The 23,141-nt window shown below is 68.1% G+C and carries 18 protein-coding genes; 5 read left to right on the forward strand and 13 right to left on the reverse strand.

Annotated features, from left to right (window positions below; all coding sequences use genetic code 11):
* Positions 1-252: 252 nt before the first annotated feature.
* On the forward strand, positions 253-2,922 hold the full coding sequence (gene pulA / locus AC1DW3_RS28490; protein ID WP_477937259.1) for a pullulanase-type alpha-1,6-glucosidase: 2,670 nt from the start codon (positions 253-255) through the stop codon (positions 2,920-2,922).
* 34 nt (positions 2,923-2,956) lie between these two features.
* On the opposite strand, the gene AC1DW3_RS28495 is transcribed toward pulA (AC1DW3_RS28490), so the two are convergent.
* Positions 2,957-4,012, reverse strand: coding sequence for an integron integrase (locus AC1DW3_RS28495; RefSeq protein ID WP_477937261.1), 1,056 nt, complete (start codon positions 4,010-4,012; stop codon positions 2,957-2,959).
* 564 nt (positions 4,013-4,576) lie between these two features.
* Between AC1DW3_RS28495 and AC1DW3_RS28500 the strand changes: the two genes are divergently transcribed.
* Positions 4,577-4,843: a hypothetical protein gene (locus AC1DW3_RS28500; protein WP_477937263.1), complete on the forward strand. Its 267-nt coding sequence runs from the start codon at positions 4,577-4,579 to the stop codon at positions 4,841-4,843.
* Between the two features lie 67 nt (positions 4,844-4,910).
* On the opposite strand, the gene AC1DW3_RS28505 is transcribed toward AC1DW3_RS28500, so the two are convergent.
* Together AC1DW3_RS28505 and pulA (AC1DW3_RS28510) are read right to left on the reverse strand one after the other, a co-directional pair.
* Entirely contained in the window at positions 4,911-5,495 is a 585-nt protein-coding gene (locus tag AC1DW3_RS28505) for a PEP-CTERM sorting domain-containing protein (protein ID WP_477937264.1), read from the reverse strand.
* Complete coding sequence (gene pulA, locus AC1DW3_RS28510) at positions 5,492-9,091, reverse strand: pullulanase-type alpha-1,6-glucosidase (protein ID WP_477937265.1); 3,600 nt, start codon at positions 9,089-9,091, stop codon at positions 5,492-5,494. Before pulA (AC1DW3_RS28510) ends, AC1DW3_RS28505 begins: the two co-directional genes overlap by 4 nt.
* Before the next feature lie 296 nt (positions 9,092-9,387).
* Between pulA (AC1DW3_RS28510) and AC1DW3_RS28515 the strand changes: the two genes are divergently transcribed.
* Complete coding sequence (locus AC1DW3_RS28515; RefSeq protein ID WP_477937267.1) at positions 9,388-10,605, forward strand: tetratricopeptide repeat protein; 1,218 nt, start codon at positions 9,388-9,390, stop codon at positions 10,603-10,605.
* Positions 10,606-10,612: 7 nt separating this feature from the next.
* Here the strand turns inward: AC1DW3_RS28515 and AC1DW3_RS28520 are convergent, their stop codons facing one another.
* Positions 10,613-10,939, reverse strand: coding sequence for a YkgJ family cysteine cluster protein (locus tag AC1DW3_RS28520; RefSeq protein ID WP_477937269.1), 327 nt, complete (start codon positions 10,937-10,939; stop codon positions 10,613-10,615).
* Positions 10,940-10,997: 58 nt separating this feature from the next.
* Here AC1DW3_RS28520 and AC1DW3_RS28525 point away from each other — a divergent pair, with 58 nt between their 5' ends.
* A complete protein-coding gene (locus AC1DW3_RS28525) occupies positions 10,998-11,669 on the forward strand; it encodes a cupredoxin domain-containing protein (RefSeq protein WP_477937271.1) in 672 nt (223 codons plus the stop codon).
* Here AC1DW3_RS28525 and atpE read toward each other — a convergent pair.
* The 9 genes from atpE to AC1DW3_RS28570 all read right to left on the reverse strand — a co-directional run bounded on the left by atpE (position 11,666) and on the right by AC1DW3_RS28570 (position 22,230).
* Positions 11,666-11,908: a F0F1 ATP synthase subunit C gene (gene atpE, locus AC1DW3_RS28530; protein ID WP_477937273.1), complete on the reverse strand. Its 243-nt coding sequence runs from the start codon at positions 11,906-11,908 to the stop codon at positions 11,666-11,668. The genes AC1DW3_RS28525 and atpE overlap by 4 nt on opposite strands.
* A 118-nt stretch (positions 11,909-12,026) precedes the next feature.
* Entirely contained in the window at positions 12,027-13,490 is a 1,464-nt protein-coding gene (locus AC1DW3_RS28535; RefSeq protein WP_477937275.1) for a protein kinase domain-containing protein, read from the reverse strand.
* Entirely contained in the window at positions 13,490-14,266 is a 777-nt protein-coding gene (locus tag AC1DW3_RS28540; protein ID WP_477937277.1) for a metallophosphoesterase family protein, read from the reverse strand. The genes AC1DW3_RS28535 and AC1DW3_RS28540 overlap by 1 nt, the downstream gene beginning before the upstream one ends.
* 203 nt (positions 14,267-14,469) lie before the next feature.
* On the reverse strand, positions 14,470-16,899 hold the full coding sequence (locus AC1DW3_RS28545; RefSeq protein WP_477937279.1) for a spermine/spermidine synthase domain-containing protein: 2,430 nt from the start codon (positions 16,897-16,899) through the stop codon (positions 14,470-14,472).
* The gene (locus AC1DW3_RS28550; RefSeq protein ID WP_477937280.1) at positions 16,896-17,522 is read right to left on the reverse strand and encodes a putative 2OG-Fe(II) oxygenase; all 627 of its coding nucleotides are present in this window, start codon (positions 17,520-17,522) and stop codon (positions 16,896-16,898) included. The genes AC1DW3_RS28545 and AC1DW3_RS28550 overlap by 4 nt, the downstream gene beginning before the upstream one ends.
* Entirely contained in the window at positions 17,519-18,478 is a 960-nt protein-coding gene (locus AC1DW3_RS28555) for a HupE/UreJ family protein (RefSeq protein ID WP_477937282.1), read from the reverse strand. Before AC1DW3_RS28555 ends, AC1DW3_RS28550 begins: the two co-directional genes overlap by 4 nt.
* A complete protein-coding gene (locus AC1DW3_RS28560; RefSeq protein ID WP_477937284.1) occupies positions 18,475-19,326 on the reverse strand; it encodes a peptidyl-prolyl cis-trans isomerase in 852 nt (283 codons plus the stop codon). Before AC1DW3_RS28560 ends, AC1DW3_RS28555 begins: the two co-directional genes overlap by 4 nt.
* Before the next feature lie 73 nt (positions 19,327-19,399).
* Positions 19,400-21,685: a hypothetical protein gene (locus tag AC1DW3_RS28565; RefSeq protein WP_477937308.1), complete on the reverse strand. Its 2,286-nt coding sequence runs from the start codon at positions 21,683-21,685 to the stop codon at positions 19,400-19,402.
* Positions 21,686-21,786: 101 nt separating this feature from the next.
* Entirely contained in the window at positions 21,787-22,230 is a 444-nt protein-coding gene (locus AC1DW3_RS28570) for a copper chaperone PCu(A)C (protein ID WP_477937286.1), read from the reverse strand.
* A 162-nt stretch (positions 22,231-22,392) separates the two neighbouring features.
* Between AC1DW3_RS28570 and AC1DW3_RS28575 the strand changes: the two genes are divergently transcribed.
* The gene (locus tag AC1DW3_RS28575) at positions 22,393-22,965 is read left to right on the forward strand and encodes a PEP-CTERM sorting domain-containing protein (RefSeq protein ID WP_477937288.1); all 573 of its coding nucleotides are present in this window, start codon (positions 22,393-22,395) and stop codon (positions 22,963-22,965) included.
* Positions 22,966-23,141: the final 176 nt, after the last annotated feature.

Raw genomic sequence — 23,141 nt, forward strand, 5'->3', positions numbered from 1 at the left:
GAGCGGGCGCCGGTGCGGGCGCTGGAGCAGGGGCGGGCGCTGGGGCGCTCGATCCGCCGCCCCCGCCGCAGGCCGTCAGGGCTGCTGCAGCGAGCAGGGCCGCGGCGGTCGAAAACTTGTCTGGGAAGCGATTCATGTAATCAAACTACTCATCAAGGCGCCGGCGAGCATACCGATGCTCCAGGGTGATGCGCCATAGGTGTTTCGATGAATGTAGTTTTGCTACTATTCAAAAATAACAAGGAGACCTTCGTGCCCTCTCGCTTCATGCTGCCGACGTTGTTGAGCCTGGCGCTGATCACCACCGCTGCGCGGGCGGCCGATCTGGACGATTGCAATGCCGAGGTGCCGGTCCCGGCGCCCGCCGCCAAAGTGGCGGCCGAGGCCTATTGGCTGGATGCGCGCACGCTGCAATGGCCGGGCTTGAAGTTGCAGGCCGGCGAGCGTGTGCGGTTGCATCGGGCCAGGTCAAACGGGCCGGGCAAAACGCTTGAACTGCTGCCGAGCACGACCGCATTGCCGATCCGTTTCCGCTTCATCGGCGACGGGCCGCGCTTCGCGCTGGCTGCCGGCACGGACACCGCGGCGCTGCTGCGTGACCCGCTGCAGCTGGTGCACGCGGCCGCCGACGGCCGCGCCATCGCGTCGACAGGCGTCCAGATCGCGGGCGCGCTCGACGACCTCTACGCCGCGGCCGAAGGGGTGACCGACTTCGGCGCCCATCCCGCCAAGGCGCAGACGCGCTTTGCCGTCTGGGCCCCCACGGCACAACGCGTACTGCTGTGCCGCCACGCCGGCCCCGAATCACCCGCCGTCGCCGTCGATGCGATGCGCTTCGATGCCGCGACCGGCGCGTGGCGTGCGGAACTGCCGGGCAACCTGAGCGGCCAGGCCTATCGCTACCTCGTCGACGTCGTCACGCCCACCCATGGCCGGGTGCGCAACCTCGTCACCGATCCCTATTCCGTTGCGCTGACGGCCGACTCGCGGCTCAGCGTCGTGGCCGATCTCGCGTCACCCGCTTTGAAGCCGCGCGGCTGGGACGCCTCGCCGCGCCCGACGCGCGTGAAGGCAGCCACCGACCAGGTGATCTACGAGCTGCATGTGCGCGACTTCTCCGTCAGCGATGCCTCCGTGCGGCCCGCCTGGCGCGGCAAATACCTGGCCTTCACCGAGGGCGCGTCCCTCGGCATGAAGCACCTCCAGGCGCTTTCCAAGGCCGGCCTGACCGACGTGCACCTGCTGCCCGTCTTTGATCTCGCCAGCGTGCCCGAGCGTGGCTGCAAGACGCCGACGGTGCCGGCGGCGCCGGCCGATGCCGAGGCGCAGCAGGCCGCCGTCATGGCCGAGGCGGCCGACGACTGCTTCAACTGGGGCTATGACCCCTGGCATTTCAACGTGCCGGAAGGCAGCTACGCGACCGATCCGCTGCTGCGGGTGATCGAGTTCCGCGCGATGGTGATGGCCCTGCACCAGGCCGGGCTGCGCGTCGGCATGGACATGGTCTACAACCACATGTCGGCCGCCGGCCAGGCGCAGAAGTCCGTGCTGGACCGCCTGGTGCCGGGCTATTACCACCGCCTCAACGCCAAGGGCGAGATCGAGCGCTCGACCTGCTGCGACAACACGGCCACCGAGCACCGCATGATGGCCAAGCTGATGATCGACTCGGCGGCGCTGTGGGTGCGTGAATACAAGATCGACTCGATGCGCTTCGACCTGATGGGCCACCAGCCGCGCGAGGCGATGGAGAGGCTGCAGAAGCGCGTCAACGCCGAAGCCGGCCGGCCCGTGCAACTGCTGGGCGAGGGCTGGAACTTCGGCGAAGTGGGCAACGGCGCGCGCTTCGTGCAGGCCTCGCAGCTGAGCCTGAACGGCAGCGGCATCGGCTCCTTCAGCGACCGTGGCCGCGACGCGGCGCGCGGTGGCGGTGCGGGTGAGGGCGGTGACGACAGCGTGCGCCGCCAGGGTTGGCTCAATGGCCAGGTCTATGCGCCCAATGCGCTGGGGAATGCCAAACCCGAGGAACTGCTGACCGCCGCCGACATGATCCGCGTCGGCCTGGCCGGCTCACTGCGCGGCTATGAGCTGACGACCTGGCGCGGCGAGAAGAAGCGCCTGGATGCCATGCCCTATGGCGACCAGCCGGCTGGCTTCGTCAGCGAGCCCAGCGAGGTCGTCAACTACGTGGAGAACCACGACAACCAGACGCTGTTCGACATCAACGCGCTGAAGCTGCCGCGCGACACCTCGCGCGAGGACCGCGCCCGCGTGCAGATGCTGGGCGCGGCCGTCGTCGCCTTCAGCCAGGGCATCGCTTATTTCCATGCCGGCCAGGACATCCTGCGCAGCAAGAGCATGGACCGCAACAGCTATGACAGCGGCGACTGGTTCAACCGGCTGGACTGGAGTTATCAAAGCAACCACTTCGGCACCGGCCTGCCGCCGAAGCAGGACAACTTTGGCAAGGATGGCCGCGATTGGGAGCTGGCGCGGGAGCGGCTGGCGGATGCATCCATTGCGCCGGGTCCGGCCGAGATTGCCTGGGCGCGCGACGTCTTCCGCGATCTGCTGAAGATCCGCGCCAGCACGACGTTGCTGCGGCTGCCGAGTGCGGCGGAGATCAGCAAGCGCGTCAGCTTCCCGGGCAGCGGTGCGGGGCAGAACCCGGTGCTGGTCGCGACGCGCATCGACGGCCGTGGCTTGGCAGGAGCTCGCTTCAAGGCGGTGATGACGCTGATCAATGTGGCGCCGACGGCGCAGACGCTGAAGCTGACTGAAGAGGCTGGTGCTGCATGGAAGTTGCATCCGGTGCAGCGTGGCGCGAAGGCGGCGGACCAGCGCGTGGCGCGTGAGGCCAAGGCAGTCGCGGGGGTGTTCCAGGTACCGGCGCGAAGCGCGGTGGTGTTCGTGCTGGATTGAGCAAGGCTGGGCGCTTGGACCGGACCCAGCCAATCTACGAAGCGGCCGCTGGCAAGGCATCCAGCGGGCTGCGTACTGCGCCTCCGCCCAGCTTGAGTACGTGGGTGTAGATCATCGTGGTGGCTACATCGGAATGACCGAGTAGTTCTTGGACGGTGCGGATATCGCTACCGGCTTGCAGAAGGTGAGTAGCGAAGCAATGCCGCAGCGTGTGCGGCGTTGCAGGCTTGTCGATGCTCGCGGCCTCAACGGCGCGCTTGAATGCGCGCTGAAAAGTCTGGTCGTAAAGGTGGTGGCGGCGCACCACGCCGCTGTGCGGGTCGGTTGAGTGATGGCCTTGCGGGAACAGCCAGAACCACGGCCAGCTCGAACCCATGCGTGGGTATTTGCGGTCCAAGGCATGCGGCATCTCCACGCCCGCCATGCCGGCCTCGACATCACCCGCCCACGTCAGCCGAGCCTGTGCAATCTGGGCGCGCAAGGCGGACGTCAGCGACTGAGGCAGCATCACGACGCGGTCCTTGGCGCCCTTGCCCTCGCGCACGATCAGCGCGCACTGACCGACGTCGACGTCCTTGACTCGCAATTGCAGCGCCTCGGCGATCCGCAGGCCTGTGCCATACAGCAATTGCGCCAGCAACAGATGCTCGCCACTCATGCCTCGGAGCACCCTGGCCATCTCGTCGACGCTCAGCACCACCGGCAGCCGCCGATGCCGGCGGGGATGCCCGATCTCCTTGAGCCACGGCAAGTCATGCGCGAGCACCTTGGTATAGAAGAACAGAAGGGCCGACAGGGCCTGGCTGTGCGTTGACGGGGCCACCGCGCGGTCATTCGCAAGGTGCATCAGGAAGGCCTCCACTTCGGGGCCACCCATCTCCGACGGATGCCGTAACCCATGAAAACGGATGAAGGCCTTCACCCAGTACGCATAGACCTCTTCGGTACGCAGGCTGTAGTGCAGGAGCCGGCAGCGCTCGCGCAACTGATCGAGCACGCGGACGGACCGCAGGGGCGGCAACTCCGTCGTCGACGGCCGGGGCCGCAGGTTTCCCCGAGGTGGCAGGTTCAGCAAATGGACTGGCATCATGAGCCTTCCAGCGGCACCACCTCTGTTCGAGAGAACTTGTAACGGCGCGCCGCTTTTGGTGGAAATTTAATGCTGTACGTTTATACAGTCAATGAAAAAAAGTTGATGATGAATCAATCGCTTGAGTTCGCCAGTCGGCGCCGAGCTAGGGCGCAGCTTCCTTGCCTAGGAGGCGATGGCTGTCTCCACAGAACACGTTCCCTTGATCTTCTGCTGCAGAAAACCTAACAGGATAAATCGGCGACTGTATGTTTATACAGCATCGAAAAACTGCTAGCTTGCGCTGCGTAGCAGGCGCGCACGCCCAAGCGGGCTTGGTGCGGACGAGCCAGCAACGCAGCGTGAACTTATCAGCCTTGCGTAGGCTGTTTTGCGCACAGAGTGGTGCGCTAAACCCCGTCAGAAAGTGCCCCGCAGAAGCTCCAGAGAACCTGTCACTAGAACGGACGCCACTGCGTGGCGCCGCTCACCTTCCACGTTAACTGCATGTACCCAGTTCCGTCCTTAGCTCGACTCATCGAAACCGACTGGGCGACTGATCTCGCGGCGCACTTCGGACGGTCCGTGGACGATGTGCTGCAACAAGCTCGACCTTGGTTCGACTTTCCGGGCGGTCAACTGCGAATCGAGTTGACGGACGGCTCTGTCGTGCAGTTCGAATGGGCTTTTCACATCGCCAGCGAGACCAAGCGCGCAATCGCTGTTTTTACGGAGCATTGCGGCCATCATGTTTTCCCGTATCACGAGGCGAAGGTGTATCGCGATGGAGCGTTGGTCTATGTGCAAGCGATTCAACCGTTTGCTGCAGCGGACGGCTCCGCCGCCCGCTGAGCTTGCACGTTGAGCGAAAAAGGGCCTTGGCAAACGCCAAGCCCTTTGCTTTTGTGCCGCTCGGCAGTCAGTTGCGACGAATACGCCGCACGTTCGCAAGGCCCAGGCCCAGCAGCACCAGCGTGACGCTGGCCGGCTCCGGGACCGCCCCCACGCTGACCCCAAACGTCAGATTCCCGCCGATCCACTGCCCTTCGGCCACGCCGGTGCCAAAGTCCTTGAAGCCCTCGCTGAACTCCAGCCGCAGCAGGCCGTCGGCGCCCACGCTCATGCCATAGGCCGACAAGTCCAGCGAGCCGCTGTAGCTGCCGGCGCCGCTGGAAAAGTCCGCGCCGCCCGGCGTGAAGGTGAGCAGATTCAGGCCGCTCGAGTCGCCGAAGCTGACCTGCATCTCGGCCAGCATGCTGGGGGAGAAGGCGTTCAGTTCCAGGGCCCAATCGAGCGAAGTGAGCAAGGCATTGGCGCCTACGTCGATGAGCCAGACGACATTGCCCGCCTCACCCTGCAGGTTGATGCTCTGCGCGCCGCTGACGTCGACGGCGACGGCCGCAGCCTGGGCGGCCCCGCCGGCGAAAAGACCCGCGACCGCGAGGGTGGCCGCGGCGGCCAGGTGGTGGAACTGGTTGTTCATCTTCATGGTGGTGGCTTTCATTGGGCAGCGGCGGCGGAGCGGACGACGAAGACGACGGCGGTGCGGGCCGGCACATTGAAGCTGCCGGTCGCGCCGTCGAAGCTGGCCTGCTTGGCGCGCCAGTCGGCGGCGGTCGCGGCGGTGTGCACGGGATGCAGTTCCAGTGCGTGGCCGGCCAGCGTGGGCAGGGTCAGCTGCTTGGCGGTCTTGTCGACGTTGATGAGGTAGACGAGTTCATCGAAGTTGGCGCCGGGGTAACCCACACCATTGAGCCGGCCGACCAGCACGGTGGCTTCCTGGTTGGAGCCGGTGTTCAGGAAGCTCAGGCGCGACTTGATGTCGTCGGCCGTGCGCAGGCGCAGCAGCGTACTGCTCTTGCGGATGCGCAGCAGGTCGCGGAAGGCGTCGCGTGTCCAGGCGATGTCGTTGGCATGGGGCTTGATCAGCGGGTTGGTCAGCAGCGGGCGGGCGAGGTTCCAGTTGTCGCCGTTGTCGCGCGAGGGCGGCAGGCCGACGCCGAAGTTGTTGTCGGCATAGCTCCAGTCCAGGCGGTTGAACCAGTCGCCGCTGTCATAGCTGTTGCGGTCCAGGCTCTTGCTGCGCAGCGTGTCCACGCCGGCGTGGAAATAGGCCACGCCCTGGCTGAAGGCATTGATGGCGCTGGCCAGGATCTGCACGCGTGCACGGTCCTCCTTGCTGGTGCCGGTGGGCAGGCGGAAGGCGTTGTTGTCGAACAGGGTCAGGTTGTCGTGGTTCTCCACGTAGTTGACGACTTCGCCGGGTTCCAGCACCCAGCCGGCCGGGATGCCGCCGACGTCGATCTGGTCCAGGCGCAGGTTGGCGTCCCAGCTCGTCTGCATCTGGAAGCTGCGGATGGAGCCGGCCAGCGACGCCTTCAGGCGGTCGGCCTGCCACATCAGCGTGCCGCGGTTCTGGCCCGAAGCACTGGCGTTGGAGTCGTAGAAGTAGCCGTTGACGTAGCCCTGCTCGCTGACCAGCGCGTTGCCGCTGTCGCAGCAGCCGCCACCGCGCACCGCGTCGCGGATCAGCGGGTTGAAGCTGCCGATGCCGGAACCGTTCAGCGACAGCATCTCGGCCTGCACGAAGCGCGCGCCGTTGGCCACTTCACCGAAGTTCCAGCCCTCGCCGACGATCTGCACCTCGCGGCCGGTGGCGACCTTGACGCGCGCCTTCAGCGCCTCGATGACCGAGCGCGGGTGGTGGCCCATGATGTCGAAGCGCAGCGAGCTGATGCGGTAGTCGCGCGTCCAGGTAATGGCCGAATCGATCATCAGCTTGGCCATCATCAGGTTCTCGGCCGCGGTGTTCTCGCAGCAGGTCGAGCGCTCGATGCCGCCGGTGGCGTTGTAGCGGAAGTAGTAGTTGGGCACGACCTTGTCGAGCACCGAGCTGGCGTTCTGGCCGGACGAGGTGGTGTGGTTGTACACAACGTCCATGCCCACGCGCAGGCCGGCGGCGTTGAGGGCCTGCACCATACGGCGGAACTCGACGACGCGCGTCAGCGGGTCGTTGGCGTTGCTGGAGTAGCTGCCCTCGGGCGTCGTGAAGTGGTAGGGGTCATAGCCCCAGTTGAAGCAGTCGGTGCCGGCCGTGGCGGCCACCGCGGCTTGCTGCGATTCGCTGTCGGGTGCGCCACTCGCTGCACCGATATTTGGCGTCACGCAGCTCTTCTCGTTGACGCTGGCGAGGTCGAAGACGGGCAGCAGGTGCACGTCGGTCAGGCCGGCGGCGGCCAACCCGGCCAGGTGCTTCATGCCGTTGGACTGGCTTTCCGCGAAGGCCAGGTATTTGCCGCGCCTGGCGGCGGGCACGGTGGCATCGTTGATCGAGAAGTCGCGAACGTGCAGCTCGTAGATGCTCAGGTCCGACGGCGCGGCCACGGTGGTGGGCGGTGCGCTCTGGTCCCAGCCGTTGGGCTTGGTGGCCTGGGCCTGCAGGTCCATGACGACGCTCTGCTGGCTGCCCAGCGTCAGGCCGAGGGAGTAGGGGTCGGTGACGAGGTTCTTCACCAGACCGGTGCCCTTGACGAAGACCTGCACCTGGTAGCGGTAGGTGGCGCCCTGCAGATGGCCTTGCTTGCTGAGGCTCCAGACGCCGGTGGCGGCGTCGCGCGCCATGGGCTCGGTCGTCGTGCGGGTCAGGCCCGAGTTGCCCAGGGACGTCGTCAGCACCAGGGACACGTTCTGCGCGGTGGGTGCCCAGAGCTTGAAGCTGGTGTTGCCGTTGCTGGCGACAGCGCCCAGGTCGGGCACGTTGTTGGCGGCGGCGTAGAGGTCGTCCAGTGCACCGGCGATCTGGGCGGTGGTGGCGTTCTGAACCTTGCCGTTGGCGTCTTCCTGCACGAGGACGAGCTGCTGCTGGTGCAGGGCGGGCAGGCGGGCGATGTCGGCAGCGCGAACGTTGAAGACGGTGCCGCTGGCCACGTACTTGAAGCGCAGCGCATCGGCGGCCGGCACATTGCCGTTGAAGGCATCGAGGGTGATGTAGCCGTCGGCGCCCTGGACGGGGGCTTCGAGGCTCACGCTGATCTGGCCCGTGGCCGAGTAGTAGAGGCGCACTGGGCTGGAGGTCGCCAGGCGCGGCCACTTCACGAGGCTCTTGTTCAGCCACACGGCGCGGGCGTCGGTGCTGGAGGCTTGGCGCAGGTCCGGCGGCGCGGTGTAGACGGTCGCGTCACGTTCCACCAGCCAGATCTGGCCGACCTGGTTCTGGATGCTCAGCGCGGCGTACTCGACATGGATGTTGTCGTTGCGGCCGTCCTTGTCGTTCTCGTTGGGCGGCATGCCGTGGATGATGAATTCCAGGCTCTTGCGGTTCACGTCGCCTTGCGGGTTCAGCACGGGGATGTCGAACACCACTTCGCCGTCGCCCAGCGCGTAGCCGGGCATGTTGCTCAGCGGCACGGGCTGGCCCCAGTTCTCGATGTTGACGCCCGCGGGCAGGGCCGGGGCGTTCAGGCCGCTGCCATTCCACAGGTGCAGGCCCCAGTTGGCGTAGCCGCTGTCGAAGCGCTTGTAGTGCACGCGCAGCGTCTTGATGTCGGGCACCGGCAGCAGCAGCGGGTTGCTGGCATAGCTGGTGCTATCGCCCTGCAGGCGCCAGATCTCGTTGGCGCCCGCCTGCAGCACATAGCTCTGGTCGGCGCCGCCGTTGTCCTTGTTGTCGCCGTTGTGGAGCAGGAAGCCGACGCTGCCGCTGCCCGCGGCCAGCGGCACGTCGTACCAGACGCCGAAGTCGTCGCTGCCGGCGGCGTTCCAGCCGCCGTTCCAGTTCGGGCTCTGGGCGGCATTCCAGGTGTGGATCTGCCAGCCTGCATGGTTGCCGTCGGCGCGACGATAGTGGACCCGCAGCGAGGTGGCCGGCGCGCCGGGCGTGGCCACTGCGGCGATCTTGGCGCGAAGCACTTGTTGCGCGGCTGGCACCCCGGCCAGCAGTTCAACGCCGTCGTCCGCGGCCGCTGCGCTGCTGACGCTGCTCATGGCGTCCGGCGACGCGGCACTGCCGCCGCCACATCCGCCCAGCAGCGCCATGGCACCGATGGCCACCCCCGCAATCGCCTGGCGTACCTGCCGCCCCCAAGCTGTCCATGCCTTCATGTCCGTGCACTCCTTTGAATGGCGCGGATGCTATTGAAGTAAAACTACACAAGGAAGCTGGTGAAATCCCGAGGAGAAATTCACGAACTGCCCTTAGGCGAATGGCGATTTATCTGGGAACGTAGGAAATGATTTTGACTGCGTTGTAGTTTTATTTCTATATCGGGTGCCGAAAATTCAGGGAGCTTACGCAAGATGTGACGGTGTTGGAAATCGTGAGGATGACTCACGACAGTCGGGCGGCGCCGGACTAAGCTTGATGCAGGAGACTGCAGCCCCAGAGCAGGAGAACTGCCATGAACAAGATCCGTACCCTGTGCACCGCGCTGACCGTGGTGGCGACCCTGGCCGCGCTGAGCGGCTGTGCCGTCGAGACCAAGCCGCCGCCGAGCGCCGATGTCTTCGTCGACTCGGCCTTCAAGCCGGCCAGCGTGCGCATCGATGTGCAGGAGGCCCTGGCGCTGAGCCCGGCAATGAAGCGCTTCGCCGAGACCGAGATGGCCAGCGAGATCCGCAACAAGGGCATGCGCGACGGTCTCATCGACGCCCTCTACACCAAGGGCCGGTTGCAGCTGGACTACGACGCCGAGGTCACCCGCACGGCCGCCGAGGCCTTCGAAGCCCGGCGCGGCAACTGCATGTCGCTGGTGCTGATGACGGCGGCCTTCGCCCGTCACCTGAACATGCCGGTGCGCTTCAACAGCGTCTTCCTGGAAGAGAGCTGGACCCGCTCCAACGGCATCTTCTTTGTCGCCGGCCACGTCAACATCAGCCTGGCCAGGCCATTGGCGACGACCGGCCGTTCCGTGTTCGGCGACCCCGAACTGCTGACCATCGACTTCCTGCCGCCCGACCAGGTGCGTGGCCATCGTGGCCGCGTCGTCGACGAGTCCACCATCCTGGCGATGTTCCTGAACAACCGCGCCGCCGAGGCCCTGACGGTGGGACAGATCGACGATGCCTATTGGTGGGCGCGCGAGGCCATCCGGACCGACTCGCGCTGGCTGTCGGCCTACAACACGCTGGCCGTGCTCTACCGCCGCAAGGGCCTGATGGACCGCGCCGAGGCGACGCTGCGCCTGGTGCTGGACCGCGAGCCGCTCAACACCCAGGCCATGTCCAACCTCATCCTGGTGCTCAGCGACACCGGTCGCCGCGAGGAGGCCCTGGTCTATTCCAACCAGCTCGCCCAGATCCAGCCGGTGCCGCCCTACAAGTTCTTCGACGAAGGCCTGGCGGCGATGCGCGTCGGCGAGTACGCGACCGCCCGGCAGTTCTTCCGCAAGGAGCTGGCGCGCGCGGCCTATGTGCCCGAATTCCATTTCTGGCTGGGCCTGGCCAACTACGGCATGGGCGATGTGTCCGGTGCACGCGGCGAGATCGCCAAGGCACTGGAGAACAGCGCCACCGTCAAGGACCGTGAGATGTATGGCGCCAAGCTGGCCTGGTTGAACGAGATGCGTGAGCAGCAGCGCCAGCGCACGCCGCTGATGCGCAACGGCGCCGGCTCCTAGTCAAGGGCTAGATCGGCGGGAGCCCGTGGCGCGCTCGGGCTCGGGCGCAGGCATCGTCACCAATGCCCATGGGCGCACGTTCGCCGAACTCGCGGCAGGGCGAGGGTCGCCACTCGTGGATGCCGCAGCTGGCCTTCACGCCCACCTTGCCGCTGAGCGCCGCGCAGCGCGGCTGGGCGTGGTCGGTGCCGCGCATGCGCACGAGGCGGCCCGTCAGTTCAACGGCCAGCCCGTCGGGCACGCGGCCGCCCTCGCTCTCCAGCTCGCTGCGGTCGAAATCGACCCGAAAGCTCGCGCAGCAGGCGCCGCAGCTCAAACAGGGGTTGTCACTCATCCAGCCAGTGTAGGCAGCGGTGAGACACTGGATCGATCCCAGCTCATCTCTGCCCACCATGCGCGCACTTCTTGGCACCCTCCTGCTGCTCGCGGCTGCAGCGACACAAGCCGCTGACCTGACCGTCACCGTGCTGGACCGCAACGGCAAACCCCTGGCCGACGCCGTCGTGCTGGTCGACAGCGCCGTACAGGGCGCGCGGCCCGCGATGGTCATGGAGGCCAGCGTGACGCAGGAGAAGCTGCGCTTCGTGCCGACGGTCACCGTCGTCGGCCTTGGCGCCAAGGTCAGCTTCAGCAACCTCGACACCTGGGACCATCACGTCATCCTCGGCCTGATGGGCGCCGGCGGCGTCTATGTCGACCCGGGCCAGAACACCCAGTTCCGCCTCGCCGGCCGTGTGGGCAACAAGCCGCCATCCGGCGACGCCAAGGTGCTGAACCAGCCCGGCGCCTATCTGCTGGGCTGCCATATCCATGGCTCCATGCGCGGCCACATCTACGTGGCCGACACGCCCTGGGCCAAGCTGGGCGGCGAGGACGGCAAGGTGGTGCTGCAGGGCGTGCCCGAGGGGCCGGCCCGGGTGCGCATCTGGCATCCTGACCAGCTTGTCGACGGCGTACCGACCGACGTGAAAGTCGCCGCGAACGGCGGCGCGGTGACCATCACCACGCAGATCGCCCCGGCGCGCAAGAAGCGGCCCGCGGGCGATCCTTACTTTGGTGGTTAGTGAGCGAAGGGGTTGGCCGTGGCGAACCACAGGCCGATGCCCGTCGCGATGATGAAGGCGCCATCGGTCACGCCCACGGCCAGGAAGAACTTGGTCTGAAGCTCGGGCGCCAGTTCGGGCTGGCGGGCCATGCCTTCCAGCAGCTTCATGCTGGCCAGGCCGATGCCCAGGCAGGAACCGAAGGCGGGAATGCCGATCAGCAGCGCGACGGCGAGGGGCAGGACATCGAAGGCAGGCATCTCAATTACTCCTTGGTGTGTTGGCAAGAAGGAGTCTGGCGGCGTCATGGTGGCGCGTCGATGACCTCGGAAGTCATTGAGTTCAAGCGCTCGTTGAGGTCAACTGGAGGCTTCTTCCTCAAGAACCCCCAGCAGGTTCACGCACGACCGTGACCGTGCAGTCCGACTCGGCCACGACCTGGCCCGACACGCTGCCCAGATAGCGCCGCAAGGCCGACGCACCGCGTGCGCCCATGACGATATGGTCCACGCCGTTGCGGTGGGCAAAGTCGATGATGGCGCCAGCGGCGTCGGGTGCCTCCAGCACATGGAAGGTCAGCCGCCCGTCCTCCAGGCTGAGCGCCTTGCTGATGGGCCGCGCCCAGTGCTTGAGCGCGATGAGCTGCTTCACGTGCACGCTCTGGCCATGCTGGTCGGTCAGCTCGTCGATGCCGATGCGGTTCACCCGCATGACGCTCACGCAGGCCAGGCGCGCACCGGCCTCGGTCTGCACGATGCGGCGTACCGTCTCGCAGAGCTGGGCCAGCAGTTCGGGCGTCGCGTTGTCGACATCCACCGCCGCCATGACGATGGGGCTGCGTGCGAGTTGCTGGCCGGCCGGTGCCGCGGGCGCGGGCTCGGCACCCAACGCAAAGAACCAGCGCTTGAGCCGCATCATGGCGCCGCTCACCCGCAGCTTCTCGGCTCGCGCCGTCAGCGCCACGCCGGCGGGCTCGCGCAGGTCGAGCGCGAGCTGGGCCGCGCTCTGGTAGCGCCGCTCGGCCTTGACCTCCAGGCAATGCAGGATGATCTCCTGCAACCAGGGCGGCAGCTCGGGCCGGATGGCGCGCGGTGGCACCGGCTCGACGAAGAGGCGGCGGCGCAGGCCGCGCACCGAGTTCGGCTGGCCGAAGGGCCGCTCGCCGGTGGCCAGGTGATAGAGCATGACGCCCAGCGCAAACAGGTCGCTGCGCGGGTCATTGCGCACGAACTGCACCTGCTCCGGGCTCATATAGGGGCCCGTGCCCATGGGCAGCGTGAATTCCTCTTCGAGCAGGTCGGGCAGCTGCTCGTGGCGGCTCAGGCCGAAGTCGACCAGCACGGCCGTGCCGTCGGGCCGGAACATGATGTTGCTGGGCTTGATGTCGAGATGAACGACGTATTGGCGATGCAGCGCGGCCAGGGCCGTGGCGACGCGGGCGCCGATGTCGGCCACCTGTTCGGGCGGCAGCGGCGCGTCGTCGAGCAGCGGCCGCAGCGTGTCACCGGGGATGCGCTCCATGACGATGAAGGCCTGGCGCGTCCAGTCGCCGCGGGCGACGAAGCGTGGCACATGGGGGCCGCTCAGTTGCGGCATCAGCATCTGTTCGACTTCGAAGCCGACGATGGTGGCCGGGTCCTCGCCGCCCTTGATGCGGGGCACCTTCATCAACAGTTCGACGCCGTCGTCGCTGCCGTCCTCATTGCCGTCAACGCGGCTGACCCGCCACAGATTGGCCATGCCGCCCTGGTGCAGCCGCGCTTCGAGCCTGAAGCCATCCAGCACCTGGCCGGCTTCGAGCGGCGCGGGCGGAGCGGGTGAAGCGGGGGCCGTCGTGCTCATCACTCGCCGCGCGTGAGGCGCTTCGCCAGGCGTTCGGCAATCATCGGCGGCAGCTCGGTCGCGCGCAGCGCCGCGACGGCGGCATCGACGTCATAGGCGATGCGCTGGAAGGTGATGCGGGCGTCGTCCAGGTCGGACTTGGCCGGGTCCAGCAGCGCATAGCAGGTGGCCGGGTTGCCGTCACGCGGCTGGCCGCAGGAGCCGGGGATGGCCAGCCACTGCCGGTGGGCCGGCAGCGGCATCGGCACGCCGGCCACGGGCCGGAAGTCGCCCGCCTTGCCGGTGCCCGAGAGATGGAAGAGCATGGGCTCGTGCATATGGCCGCAGACCTGGATGCGTGCCGTGCTGGCGTGCAGGCTCTTCACCGCCTCGGCGCGGCCCTGCACATACTCCCAGCCGTTGGGATCGAAGGCATTGGCGTGCACGAACAGGCAATGCCCGGGCTCGCCATGGGCCTGCAGCGGCAGCCGGCTCAGGAAGCGCAGCTGGTCTTCATTCAGCTGGGCCCGCGTCCAGTCGATGACGGCGCGGGCGTCGGGGTGCATGCCGGGGTTGCTGCCATGGGCGACCGCCTCGTCATGGTTGCCCTGCACGGCAATGGCGCCATCGGCCACCATCGCCATGACTTGATCGAGCACCCAGGCCGGGTCGGCGCCGTAGCCGACGAAATCGCCCAGCAGCGCATAGCGCGTGGCGCCCTGGGCTCGGGCGTCGGCCAGCACGGCCTCGAAGGCCTGCCGGTTGGCATGAATGTCTGTGATGAAAGCCCAACGCATGGGGCGCAGCTTCTCACGAAGCACTGACACCGGCCCAACAAGAAGAAGGTGCGAACGCACCCAGCACAGCCGCTCGTACCGCCGCGACGCCGCCACTCGGCGTTGCAAATGCTCCCCGTAGGCTCCGCTACGGCTGCGCTTTGCGCCTTGATTGGCGCCTCCGCAGCGGCCCGCTCGGCCGCGCCGGATGCCTTCACACCTTCTCAGAGGCTCGCCAGATCGGGTCGGATGCGCGCCAGGGCGTCCCTCAGTTGCCGGGCCGCCGCGGGGTCACGCGGGGCCAGGGCTTGCGCCAACCGGCGCAGCGGTTCTGCGGCGGGCTGGAAGTCGGGGCTCTGGCGCAGCACGGCCAGCAACTGGGGTCCCACCCGAGCCAGCATGACGGCGGGATCGGCGCTGGGCACTGTCTGGCGGCCCAGGTCCAGATAGCTGCGGCGCGCCCGGGCATAGGCGGTCAAGCGCGTGGCCAGCGGGGCGTCGGGCGTGGCGAGCAGGGCGGCGGCGTCGACATCCAGCTGGCCGAGCAGGGCCAGCAGGCGGTCGCGCGGCGCGGAGTCGGGTGCGTAGGTGATGCGGGGTGCGCGGTAGGCCACCCAGGGGCGGTCGTCGGTGTTCGGCGGCGCGTCGGCGGCAAAGCGCTTCAAGGCGGCCGGGTCGGCGATGAAGCTGCCGAGCACGCTGAAGCCGTCGCCGAGGCCGAAATGCCCAGCCAGCTCGGGCATGGGCCGGGCGGCGAAGCGCGTGGCGCCGGCGCGGCCGACGAGGCCCACGGTGGGTGTGTCCAGGCTGTTGCTGGCGAGCAGAGCGGCGCCGTCCGGGAAGGCCTGCAGGAAGGCGGCCGTGATGCTGCGCAGCGTGTCGATGTCGAGCTGGTGCAGCGGCAGCCACTGGCAGAACAGGCCCTGCGACGTGAGCCGCTCGCGCACGGTGCGGAAATGCTCGACCGTGTAGAGGGCGCCCGAGCCGCTGCGGGCCGGGTGGAAGTTGTCGGAGACGATGACGTCGTAGCGCTGCGTGGCCGTGCGCACATAGCGGCGCGCGTCGGCGGCAAGCAGGCGCGGTGATGGCCCCTCGCCGAGAGTCTGGCGGAACAGCGCCGAGGCCGCGATGACCTCGGGCAGCAGTTCGACGGCATCCACCTGCACGCCCGGCAGCCGGGCCGCGACACCCGAGGTGACGCCGGAGCCGACGCCGAGGAAGAGGACGCGCTCTGGCGCCGGGTGCAGCAGCAGTGGCAACAGCGCCTGGCGGCCGTCGACGAGGACGGTGGCGCTGCTGCCTTCCTGCTGGCGGTTGTTGATGTGCAGCCGCGCGACGCCGGCCGCGTCCTCGACGACGCTGACGGCGGCCAGGCTGCCGTCGCGATAGCTCAGCAGGCGGCCGCCTTCGGGCAGGGTGATGAAGGCCAGCGGCGGCGCGAACAGGGCCAGGGCGGCCGTCGCGCCGGCAGGCAGCCACCAGGCGGGGCTGCGCCAGGCCGGCAGAAGCAGCAGATAAGCGGTCGCCACGAGCAGCAGGGCGAGCTTGGGGCCGAGGACCGGCACGATGAGCACGCCGAACAGCGGTGCGGCCAGCGTCGCGCCCAGCGTGTTGACGCCCAGTGCCCGGCTGAAGGGGATGCCGGCCGCGGCCGCATCGGCGCTGAGCTGGCAGAAGAGGGCGCCCATCAGCAGCGTCGGCAGCGCGAAGACTGTGACGGCGAGCAGGGCCTCGGTCGCCAGGGCAGCGGCCAGCGTCTCGGGCTGCAGGGCGGCCTTGATCGCCTCGGCGCCCCACAGCGCGGCCATGCCGAGCAGGATGCTCGAGGCCAGGGCCTGCAGCAGGCGTGGCGTGCGGCGCAGCCCGGGCCAGCGCGCATGGGCAGCGGCACCCAGGGCGCTGCCGGCGAGGTAGACGGCCAGCAGCAGGGCGAAGGTGTAGACGGTGTCCTCGGCAACCTGGCTGAGCACGCGCACAGCCAGCACTTCGTAGGCGATGCCGAGCAGGCCGGTCAACGCGAGCATCACCAAAGGTCTATGCGTCGTTCGTGTGGCCAAGGGCCGCGCCGGGCGGGCTTGCAGAGCGGCACCGGCCAGCACGGCGCATCCCAGGTTGAGCGCCACGCACAGGCCGGCGCTGCGCGTCAGGCCCCAATCCGGGATCAGCCAGAAGGCCGTGGCCAGCACGCCGGCGACGGCGCCCAGCGTGTTCGCCGCATACAGCGGCGCGAGGCCTGCCGTGCCGATGCGCGCCATGGCCGGCAGCGTCGCGCCCATTGCGGCGGTGGCGGGCAGCAGCAGGACGAAGCTTGCGCCAAAGGCCACGCTCCAGTGCCACAGCGGCGTCGCGTCCGGCCCGATCAGCGCAAGCGCCGCATTGCTGGCCACGGGCATGGCGGCCATCAACACCGCGCCCCAGACCCCGATCAGCGCCTCACAGCCGGCATACCAGCGCAGCGGCTGAGGGCTCGCCTCGATGCGTCGCCCGAGCATCAGCGCACCCCATGACAGCCCGCCGAAGAAGGCCGCGATGACGGCCAGCACGGCGGCCGATTCATGTCCGAGCACGAGGCCGAACTGCTGGGTCCAGATGATCTGATAGCCCAGGCCGGCAAAGCCGGACGCGGCCATCAGCAGCAGGGCGAGGTGCTTCAAGAGTTGAAGCTCAGCGTATAGCCCCAGCTTTCCAGGCGAGTGGGGATGGCATTGAAAGCCAGGCTGATGCGCCGCCCGCCGGCGTTGGGCGGCACGGCGTGCATCAAGTAGCTGGGGAACAGGACCATGTCGCCGGGGGAGGGCGTGGGGCTGACCCACTTCTCGGCGTTGTAGGGGCCGGTCACGACGCCGGCATGGTCGTTCTTCAGCGTGAAGTCGTGGCCGCCGGGCGACTTCATGAAGACGGTGCGGGCCGAGTCATGGGTCTCGGTCAGGTAGACGACGCCCGAGGCAAAGCTGTTGGCGTGGTTGTGCATGGCTTGCCGCCCACCGGTGTCCAGCACATTGACCCACATCTCCTTGATGGCCCAGCCCAGGTGCTCGCCGAAGAGGTGGCGGCCGAACTCGGCGATCCTGGGCGTGATCAGCGCCGCAGCCTGCACCAGCAGCGGGCTGTCCGAGGGCTGCAGCATGCGGGTGTGGGACAGCGCGTCGGAGCTGTTGTTGGTTTGCAGGGCCTGGGTGCTGAAGTGGTCGACCAGCGCGTTGACGAGCGGCGGCGGCAGCACGCCGACCGAGCGCTGCAGCGGCACCGGGAAGAGGCCGATCACCTCATCGGTCATGCGATCACCGCCGCCACGCGCAGCCAGGACCAATAGGCCGCGATGGCGCCGATCATGTAGAGCAGCACCGTGCGCGCCCGCTGCGTGGCAGGCCAGCGGCTGGTGAGGCGCCACAGGCACCAGCACGCGCCCACCGTCATCAGCTGGCCGATCTCGACGCCGACATTGAAGGTCAGCAGCGCGACGGGCAGGTGGTTCTCGGGCAGGCCGATCTCCTTCAGCGCGCCGGCAAAGCCCAGGCCGTGCACGAGGCCGAACAGGAAGGCGACGACGGCTGGCCAGCGGCGCGCCAGCGTGTCGCGTCGGTGCAGGGCCTCGCCGGCCACCAGCACGATGGACAGCGCGATGCTGGCCTCGACGGGCGCCGAGCGCAGCGTCAGCCAACCCAGCGCGCTGCTGGCCAGCGTCAGGCTGTGGGCGGCGGTGAAGGCGGTGATGGTCCAGACCAGCCGGCGCTGGAAGCCGACGAGGAAGAGCAGGCCGATGACGAAGAGCAGGTGGTCGACGCCGCCGAGGATGTGCTCGACGCCGAGCAGCGTGTAGGCGCTGGCGATCTCGCCCATGCCGCGCGGGTCGTTGGCGGCACCGTAGAGCTGCACCGTGGGCTGGGCCTTGGTCAGCGTGTAGACGCGGGTTTCGCCGTCCAGCCAGAAGACCTTGACGACGGCGGCCGAGTAGCGCTGGCCGACACCCTGGACCGACAGGCTGCCCGACAGGCCGTGCTCGCCACAGCGCAGCACGGTGGCGTCGGCGACGCAGCCCTCGGGCCAGACGGGCGTCAGGTCCTGCGCGATGGGGCGTTTCTCGCCGGCCATCCACTGCCACAGGAATTCGCCGCGCTGGGTCTCGCGCAGCTGCATCTCGGCCATGCTCATCTCGTGAGCGCGTGAAGGCAGGGCGGCAACGGCGAGCGCGATCAGCAGGGCCGCGCGCAGCCACGTCACGAACGACTTCATTTCGCCGTGGCCTCAACCTTGATGACGTACTTCCTGGCCAGGGCGGCGACGGCGGCGCTGCGCTGTTCGGACAGCGTGGCATCGGTCCAGTCCTGCTGCACGACATTGCGCAGGGCCTCGAAGCTGGCCGGCCTGGCACCGCTGGCAGCGTCCAGGCGCACGGCGCGCCAGCCCTCGCGGCTTTGCAGGGCCAGCCACTGGCCGGGCGGCGCCGCTTCCAGCGCCCTGGCGAAGCCCTCGCCATAACTCTGCAGCAGATTGCCGTGCGGCCGGCCCTTGAAGACGCGCAGGCCGGCCTTGGCGTCGCCGGGCGTGCCGTTGTTCAGCGCGTCGACGAAACCGCGCACGGCGGCCTCACCGGCCTCGCCGGGCAGCATGGCTTCCTGGAAGTCGAAGCGGGCCGGCTCGTCGTACTTCGCGCGGTGCTTGTCGAACCAGTCGCGCAGCAGCTTGTCGTCGGCCGGCGGCAGCCTGGTGCCGCTGTCGACGACGCTCAGCGCCTTGAAGATGACGCGCTCGCGGATGGCAGTGTCGCCCTTGTCGAGCTGCAGGGCCAGGCCCTCGCGGTAGAGCACCTCGTTGTCCAGCCAGACCTTGCGCAGCGCCGCCATCTCCTCGACGTTGGGGTCGCGGTTGCGCGTGGCCTTGAAGAGCTGGCGGGCCTCCTCATCGACCTCGGCGCCGACGACGATCTCGTTGGCGTCGCCAGCGCGGCGGTTGAGCAGGTGGTCGACGCCGAACAGCAGGGCGCCGAGCAGCAGGAAGTGCAGCAGCGGCTCACGGGTCCAGGCCGGCAGTGCGCGGCGGGTTGAGGTGGGCAGGGCGATGGGCGGCAGGACGCTGGACATAGCCCGCCATGCTAGGCAGCGAACAAGACAGGATGACGACAGCGGCGCGGCTGGGCGCGCCGCTGTCGCCGGCTCACTTCACCCCGGCCACGGCCACCGAGTTGGTCACTTCGACGTAGATCGGGTTGCTGTAGAACCAGAGGTCGGACCAGGCCGCCACGTCATAGGACACCGCCTTCTGGCCGGCGATCGGGCTGGCACCGGTGGCCGTGGCCAGGTGGGCCGGGCAGCCGTTGATGGTGCCACTGGCCTGCGTCCAGTTGGCGCCGTTGGCCGGCACATTGCTGCCCACCACCGTGCAGAGGATGCGCAGCATCGTCGTGTCGTTGGCGTTGGTGTAGACGTCGGCCAGCGGGTTGCCGCTGGCGTCGGTCTCGTAAGGCACCGAGGCCGGCAGGTTGCTGCCGCGCAGGCGCACGTACTGCGAGGCCTGCACCGCCGGGATGCGCAAGCTCATCTTCAGGAAGCTCGTGTTGTCGACGCCCGACTGCACCGTCGTCCACGGCGTGCCGCCGTTGCCGCTGAAGGTCTTCAGGATGCCGGCCGAGGTGTTCTTGGCGGCGGCGGGCACGGCGGCCAGGCCGGTGGTGCTGCCGTCGGCCTTCAGCCAGGCGGTGTTGCGCGGCCATTCGCCCGCGTAGTCGGCGGCGCCCGGCGTCTTGTAGCCGGTGACGAGGCCGCGGATCACGTCGACGTGGTCCAGCACCGGCTTGTTGATCGGCTGGTTGATGCCGACCTGGGCCAGGGACGGGTTGGGGAAGCTGTAGGGCGAGAAGTTCACGCCGTCCGGGTCGCGCAGCACGACGGCGACGACGATCTCGGCGCCCGGGCGGACGACGAGCTTCTCGCCCATGGTGGCGCAGCCGCTGGCGCTGATGTCGGTGGCCTGGGTGGCGGCAGCCACGGCCAGCGCCTCGACGGCAGCGTTGGAGCGGGCGGCCGGGCCGGCATAGGAGGCGCAGGCGACGAAGGCCAGGCGATCGATCAGCTGGCCGGTGGACGACCAGGCGTTGCCGGTGCGCAGGCCGTCGACGATGACCTGCGGGCGCAGCTTGTCGCTGCCGTTGCGAGCCATGACGTGGGTGCGCTGGTATTCGCCGGGGTAGAAGTCCTGGCTGGAGCGGCGGTCATCCGGGCCGAAGCTGCCGCGGTTGTGCCAGTCGGAGCTGGCGAAGAACCAGAAGCCGCGACCTTCGCCGAGCAGGGCGTCCCAGACGCCGCCGACCTGGGCCGCGTAGACGCCGGTGCCGCCGTAGGTGGTGCCGCCGACGGAGTCGACCAGACCGGCTGCGCCGCCGAAGTTGTTGCGCTTGACCTGGTATTCACCGCGGTTGCTGGAGGCGCCGTGACCGGGCTGGGATTCGAAGCCGAAGGCGACGGCCGGGGCGGCGTTGTTGAAGTTGCGCAGATGCTCGATGTTGAAGCCGTTGTTGCCGTCGGCGTTGAAGGGGCCGGCACGCTCCAGGTGGGCGGGCACGTAGTAGCTGCCCTGGCCGTGGAACTTGGCCATCCACTTCAGCGCTTCGACGGTCTTCAGGTGGCCCTTGCTGCCGGTGCCGGCGCCGCCGGGTTGCACCAGCTTCTGGCCGGTGGCGCTCCAGCCCAGCGTGGCGGACGTGGAGTCGGCGCTGTCGGGGTTGCTGCAGTTCCAGTTGTTGCCGACGCTGGAGCCGGTCACATTGCCGCGGCTGGTGTCGGTGTCGCCGCGGTCGAAGCAGTAGGACCACTTGGCCAGCGCGTCGGCGTTGCCGGTGGCGGTGTAGCCCGGCGCGTTCGGCAGCGTGATGGTGTCGATGGCCGCGGGCATCTGGCCGGTGATGACGGACATGGACGAATGCTCATGGCCGGCGACGACAGATTCCATGCCGATGAACAGCGGCAGGTTCTTCTGCACCGACAGGTACTCCAGCACCGGGTACTGGTACTCCTGGATGGACTGCCAGCGCCACATATTGCCGTTGCCGCCCACGCCACCGCCGTTGCCCTTGAGGTTGGCCGCGCCGATGCTGTTGGTCCAGGTCGTCGTCGGGCCCTGGCCGGCGACATAGGGGTAGGCGGGCGTGGACAGCGTGGCGTCTTCGACCAGCGTGCAATTGCGGTTGCCGTTGCCGCCGTGGCCGGCCTGCACGAACCAGTCCAGGCCCCAGGGCGTCTCGACCTTGTCGGTGACCTTCTTCACCAGCTTCTGCATGGAAATCGAGCCGTCCGAGCAGGTGGTGTGGTTGTGGAAGTCGCCGGACACGTATTTGCCGGCGGTCTTGCCGGCTGCCGTGGCGATGCTCGGCGCGATGACCACGGTGCTGCCGATCGCCGCGAGGGCGGCCAGGGCGATCTGGCTCTTGGTGAAGAAGTGGGACATGGAAGCGGCTCCAGGAGGAATGGGGGAGGGCTGAAACGGGGCGGATGCTAGGAAGCGGTCATGACCTGGGCGTGACGGCTTGAAGGCGCCGTGCAGGCCGCTCAGCGCAGGCCGGCGTAGTCGACGTTGACGGTCGCGTTGACCGGTTCGGCGAATTCGAAGAGCAGGCGCAGCGGGTAGCTGCGGCCGATCTGCAGCGGCTGCTGCAGGTCGAGCAGCTCGAGGTGCAGGCCGTCCTCGGTCAGCTCCAGCGTCTGGCCTTGGCGGATGGCCAGGGGCAGGTCTTGCGCGCCGGCGCCGGCCAACCGCACCCCCCCAGCCACGGGGGTCTCGACGCCGATCAATCGGTCGCTTCGCTGCACCTCGTCGAAGCGCATGCACAGGCGCGCCGTGTCGGCATCGACGCGGGTGGCGCGCGTCCATGGGTGCCAGATGCGCAGATGGCTGCTGAAGAACTCGCAGGCCTGCGCCGGGCGGGCGAGGCCCAGGTAGGCGCTGCTGGCAGCGAGCAGCAGATGGCGGCGGTGCAGGAGGCGGGCAGACATGGGCCGCGACCATCGCAGCCGCCTGTGACAAGCCGGTGACGTGCCCTTGCCGTTCAGCGGTGACGCATCGACGTCATGCGGCTGTCTTCTTGGGTCACCACACTGCACCCCGACTCAAACGCAGCGGCAATGCCGCCTCAACCCCTTCTCTGGAGTTTTTCGATGAAGCTCGCCACCCTCGCAATGGCCCTGGGCCTGGCCTCGCCGGCCTTCGCTGCAGCCCCGCTGTCCGTGGACTTTGAAAAGAACTGGAACTACGGCGACCTGGTGGACGGCAGCTACGCCGCCAGCGGCGTGACCTTCACGAATGTGCTGGGCCTGTCCAATGACAACGTCTTCACCTATTACGCGGGCGCTCCTTCGCCGCTGGGCGTGGCCTTCGTGCAGCTCGACGGCGTCCAGAACACGACGGCCTATATGAACGTGGCCGGCGGCGTCTCGGGTGGCCTGAGCTTCTTTGCCTCGACGACGGCTGACTTCGAGGTCAAGGCCTACTCCGGCCTGAACGGCAGTGGCACGCTGCTGGGCACGTTCACGGTGGCTGCCAACACGACCGACTACTCGGTCTGGAGCCAGAAGGTCTTCACGTTCGGCGGCGTTGCCCAGTCCTTTGACCTTAGCAGTGCGAACGGCGTTGCTGCCCTGGACAACATTTCCGCCGTGCCCGAGCCCAGCAGCGTCGCGTTGATGCTGGGCGGTGCGGCCCTGCTGCTGGCCCGTCGCCGCCGCGGCTGATCGCGCTTCAGACGAAAGAAAGCCGGCTGCGAAGCCGGCTATTTCATTTCAGCTTGAGGGTCAGCCGATACGACCCAGCAGCAGGTACTCCATSAGTGCCTTCTGCACGTGCATGCGATTCTGGTGTTCACCCACTTGCCTGCGGCAAATGAGTGAACCCCAAACAGAATGCCAGC

Source organism: Roseateles sp. P2_H4 (assembly GCF_056403315.1).

What these genes read in the sequence shown, in the direction of transcription:
- AC1DW3_RS28525 (WP_477937271.1), top strand. Translation starts at nt 10,998, where the DNA reads ATGCGCGCACTTCTTGGCACCCTCCTGCTGCTCGCGGCTGCAGCGACA.
- AC1DW3_RS28575 (WP_477937288.1), top strand. Translation starts at nt 22,393, where the DNA reads ATGAAGCTCGCCACCCTCGCAATGGCCCTGGGCCTGGCCTCGCCGGCC.
- AC1DW3_RS28520 (WP_477937269.1), bottom strand. Translation starts at nt 10,939, where the DNA reads ATGAGTGACAACCCCTGTTTGAGCTGCGGCGCCTGCTGCGCGAGCTTT.
- AC1DW3_RS28535 (WP_477937275.1), bottom strand. Translation starts at nt 13,490, where the DNA reads ATGAGCACGACGGCCCCCGCTTCACCCGCTCCGCCCGCGCCGCTCGAA.
- atpE (WP_477937273.1), bottom strand. Translation starts at nt 11,908, where the DNA reads ATGCCTGCCTTCGATGTCCTGCCCCTCGCCGTCGCGCTGCTGATCGGC.
- AC1DW3_RS28495 (WP_477937261.1), bottom strand. Translation starts at nt 4,012, where the DNA reads ATGATGCCAGTCCATTTGCTGAACCTGCCACCTCGGGGAAACCTGCGG.
- AC1DW3_RS28565 (WP_477937308.1), bottom strand. Translation starts at nt 21,685, where the DNA reads ATGTCCCACTTCTTCACCAAGAGCCAGATCGCCCTGGCCGCCCTCGCG.
- AC1DW3_RS28550 (WP_477937280.1), bottom strand. Translation starts at nt 17,522, where the DNA reads ATGACCGATGAGGTGATCGGCCTCTTCCCGGTGCCGCTGCAGCGCTCG.
- AC1DW3_RS28570 (WP_477937286.1), bottom strand. Translation starts at nt 22,230, where the DNA reads ATGTCTGCCCGCCTCCTGCACCGCCGCCATCTGCTGCTCGCTGCCAGC.
- AC1DW3_RS28505 (WP_477937264.1), bottom strand. Translation starts at nt 5,495, where the DNA reads ATGAAAGCCACCACCATGAAGATGAACAACCAGTTCCACCACCTGGCC.
- pulA (WP_477937265.1), bottom strand. Translation starts at nt 9,091, where the DNA reads ATGAAGGCATGGACAGCTTGGGGGCGGCAGGTACGCCAGGCGATTGCG.
- AC1DW3_RS28515 (WP_477937267.1), top strand. Translation starts at nt 9,388, where the DNA reads ATGAACAAGATCCGTACCCTGTGCACCGCGCTGACCGTGGTGGCGACC.
- AC1DW3_RS28560 (WP_477937284.1), bottom strand. Translation starts at nt 19,326, where the DNA reads ATGTCCAGCGTCCTGCCGCCCATCGCCCTGCCCACCTCAACCCGCCGC.
- AC1DW3_RS28555 (WP_477937282.1), bottom strand. Translation starts at nt 18,478, where the DNA reads ATGAAGTCGTTCGTGACGTGGCTGCGCGCGGCCCTGCTGATCGCGCTC.
- AC1DW3_RS28540 (WP_477937277.1), bottom strand. Translation starts at nt 14,266, where the DNA reads ATGCGTTGGGCTTTCATCACAGACATTCATGCCAACCGGCAGGCCTTC.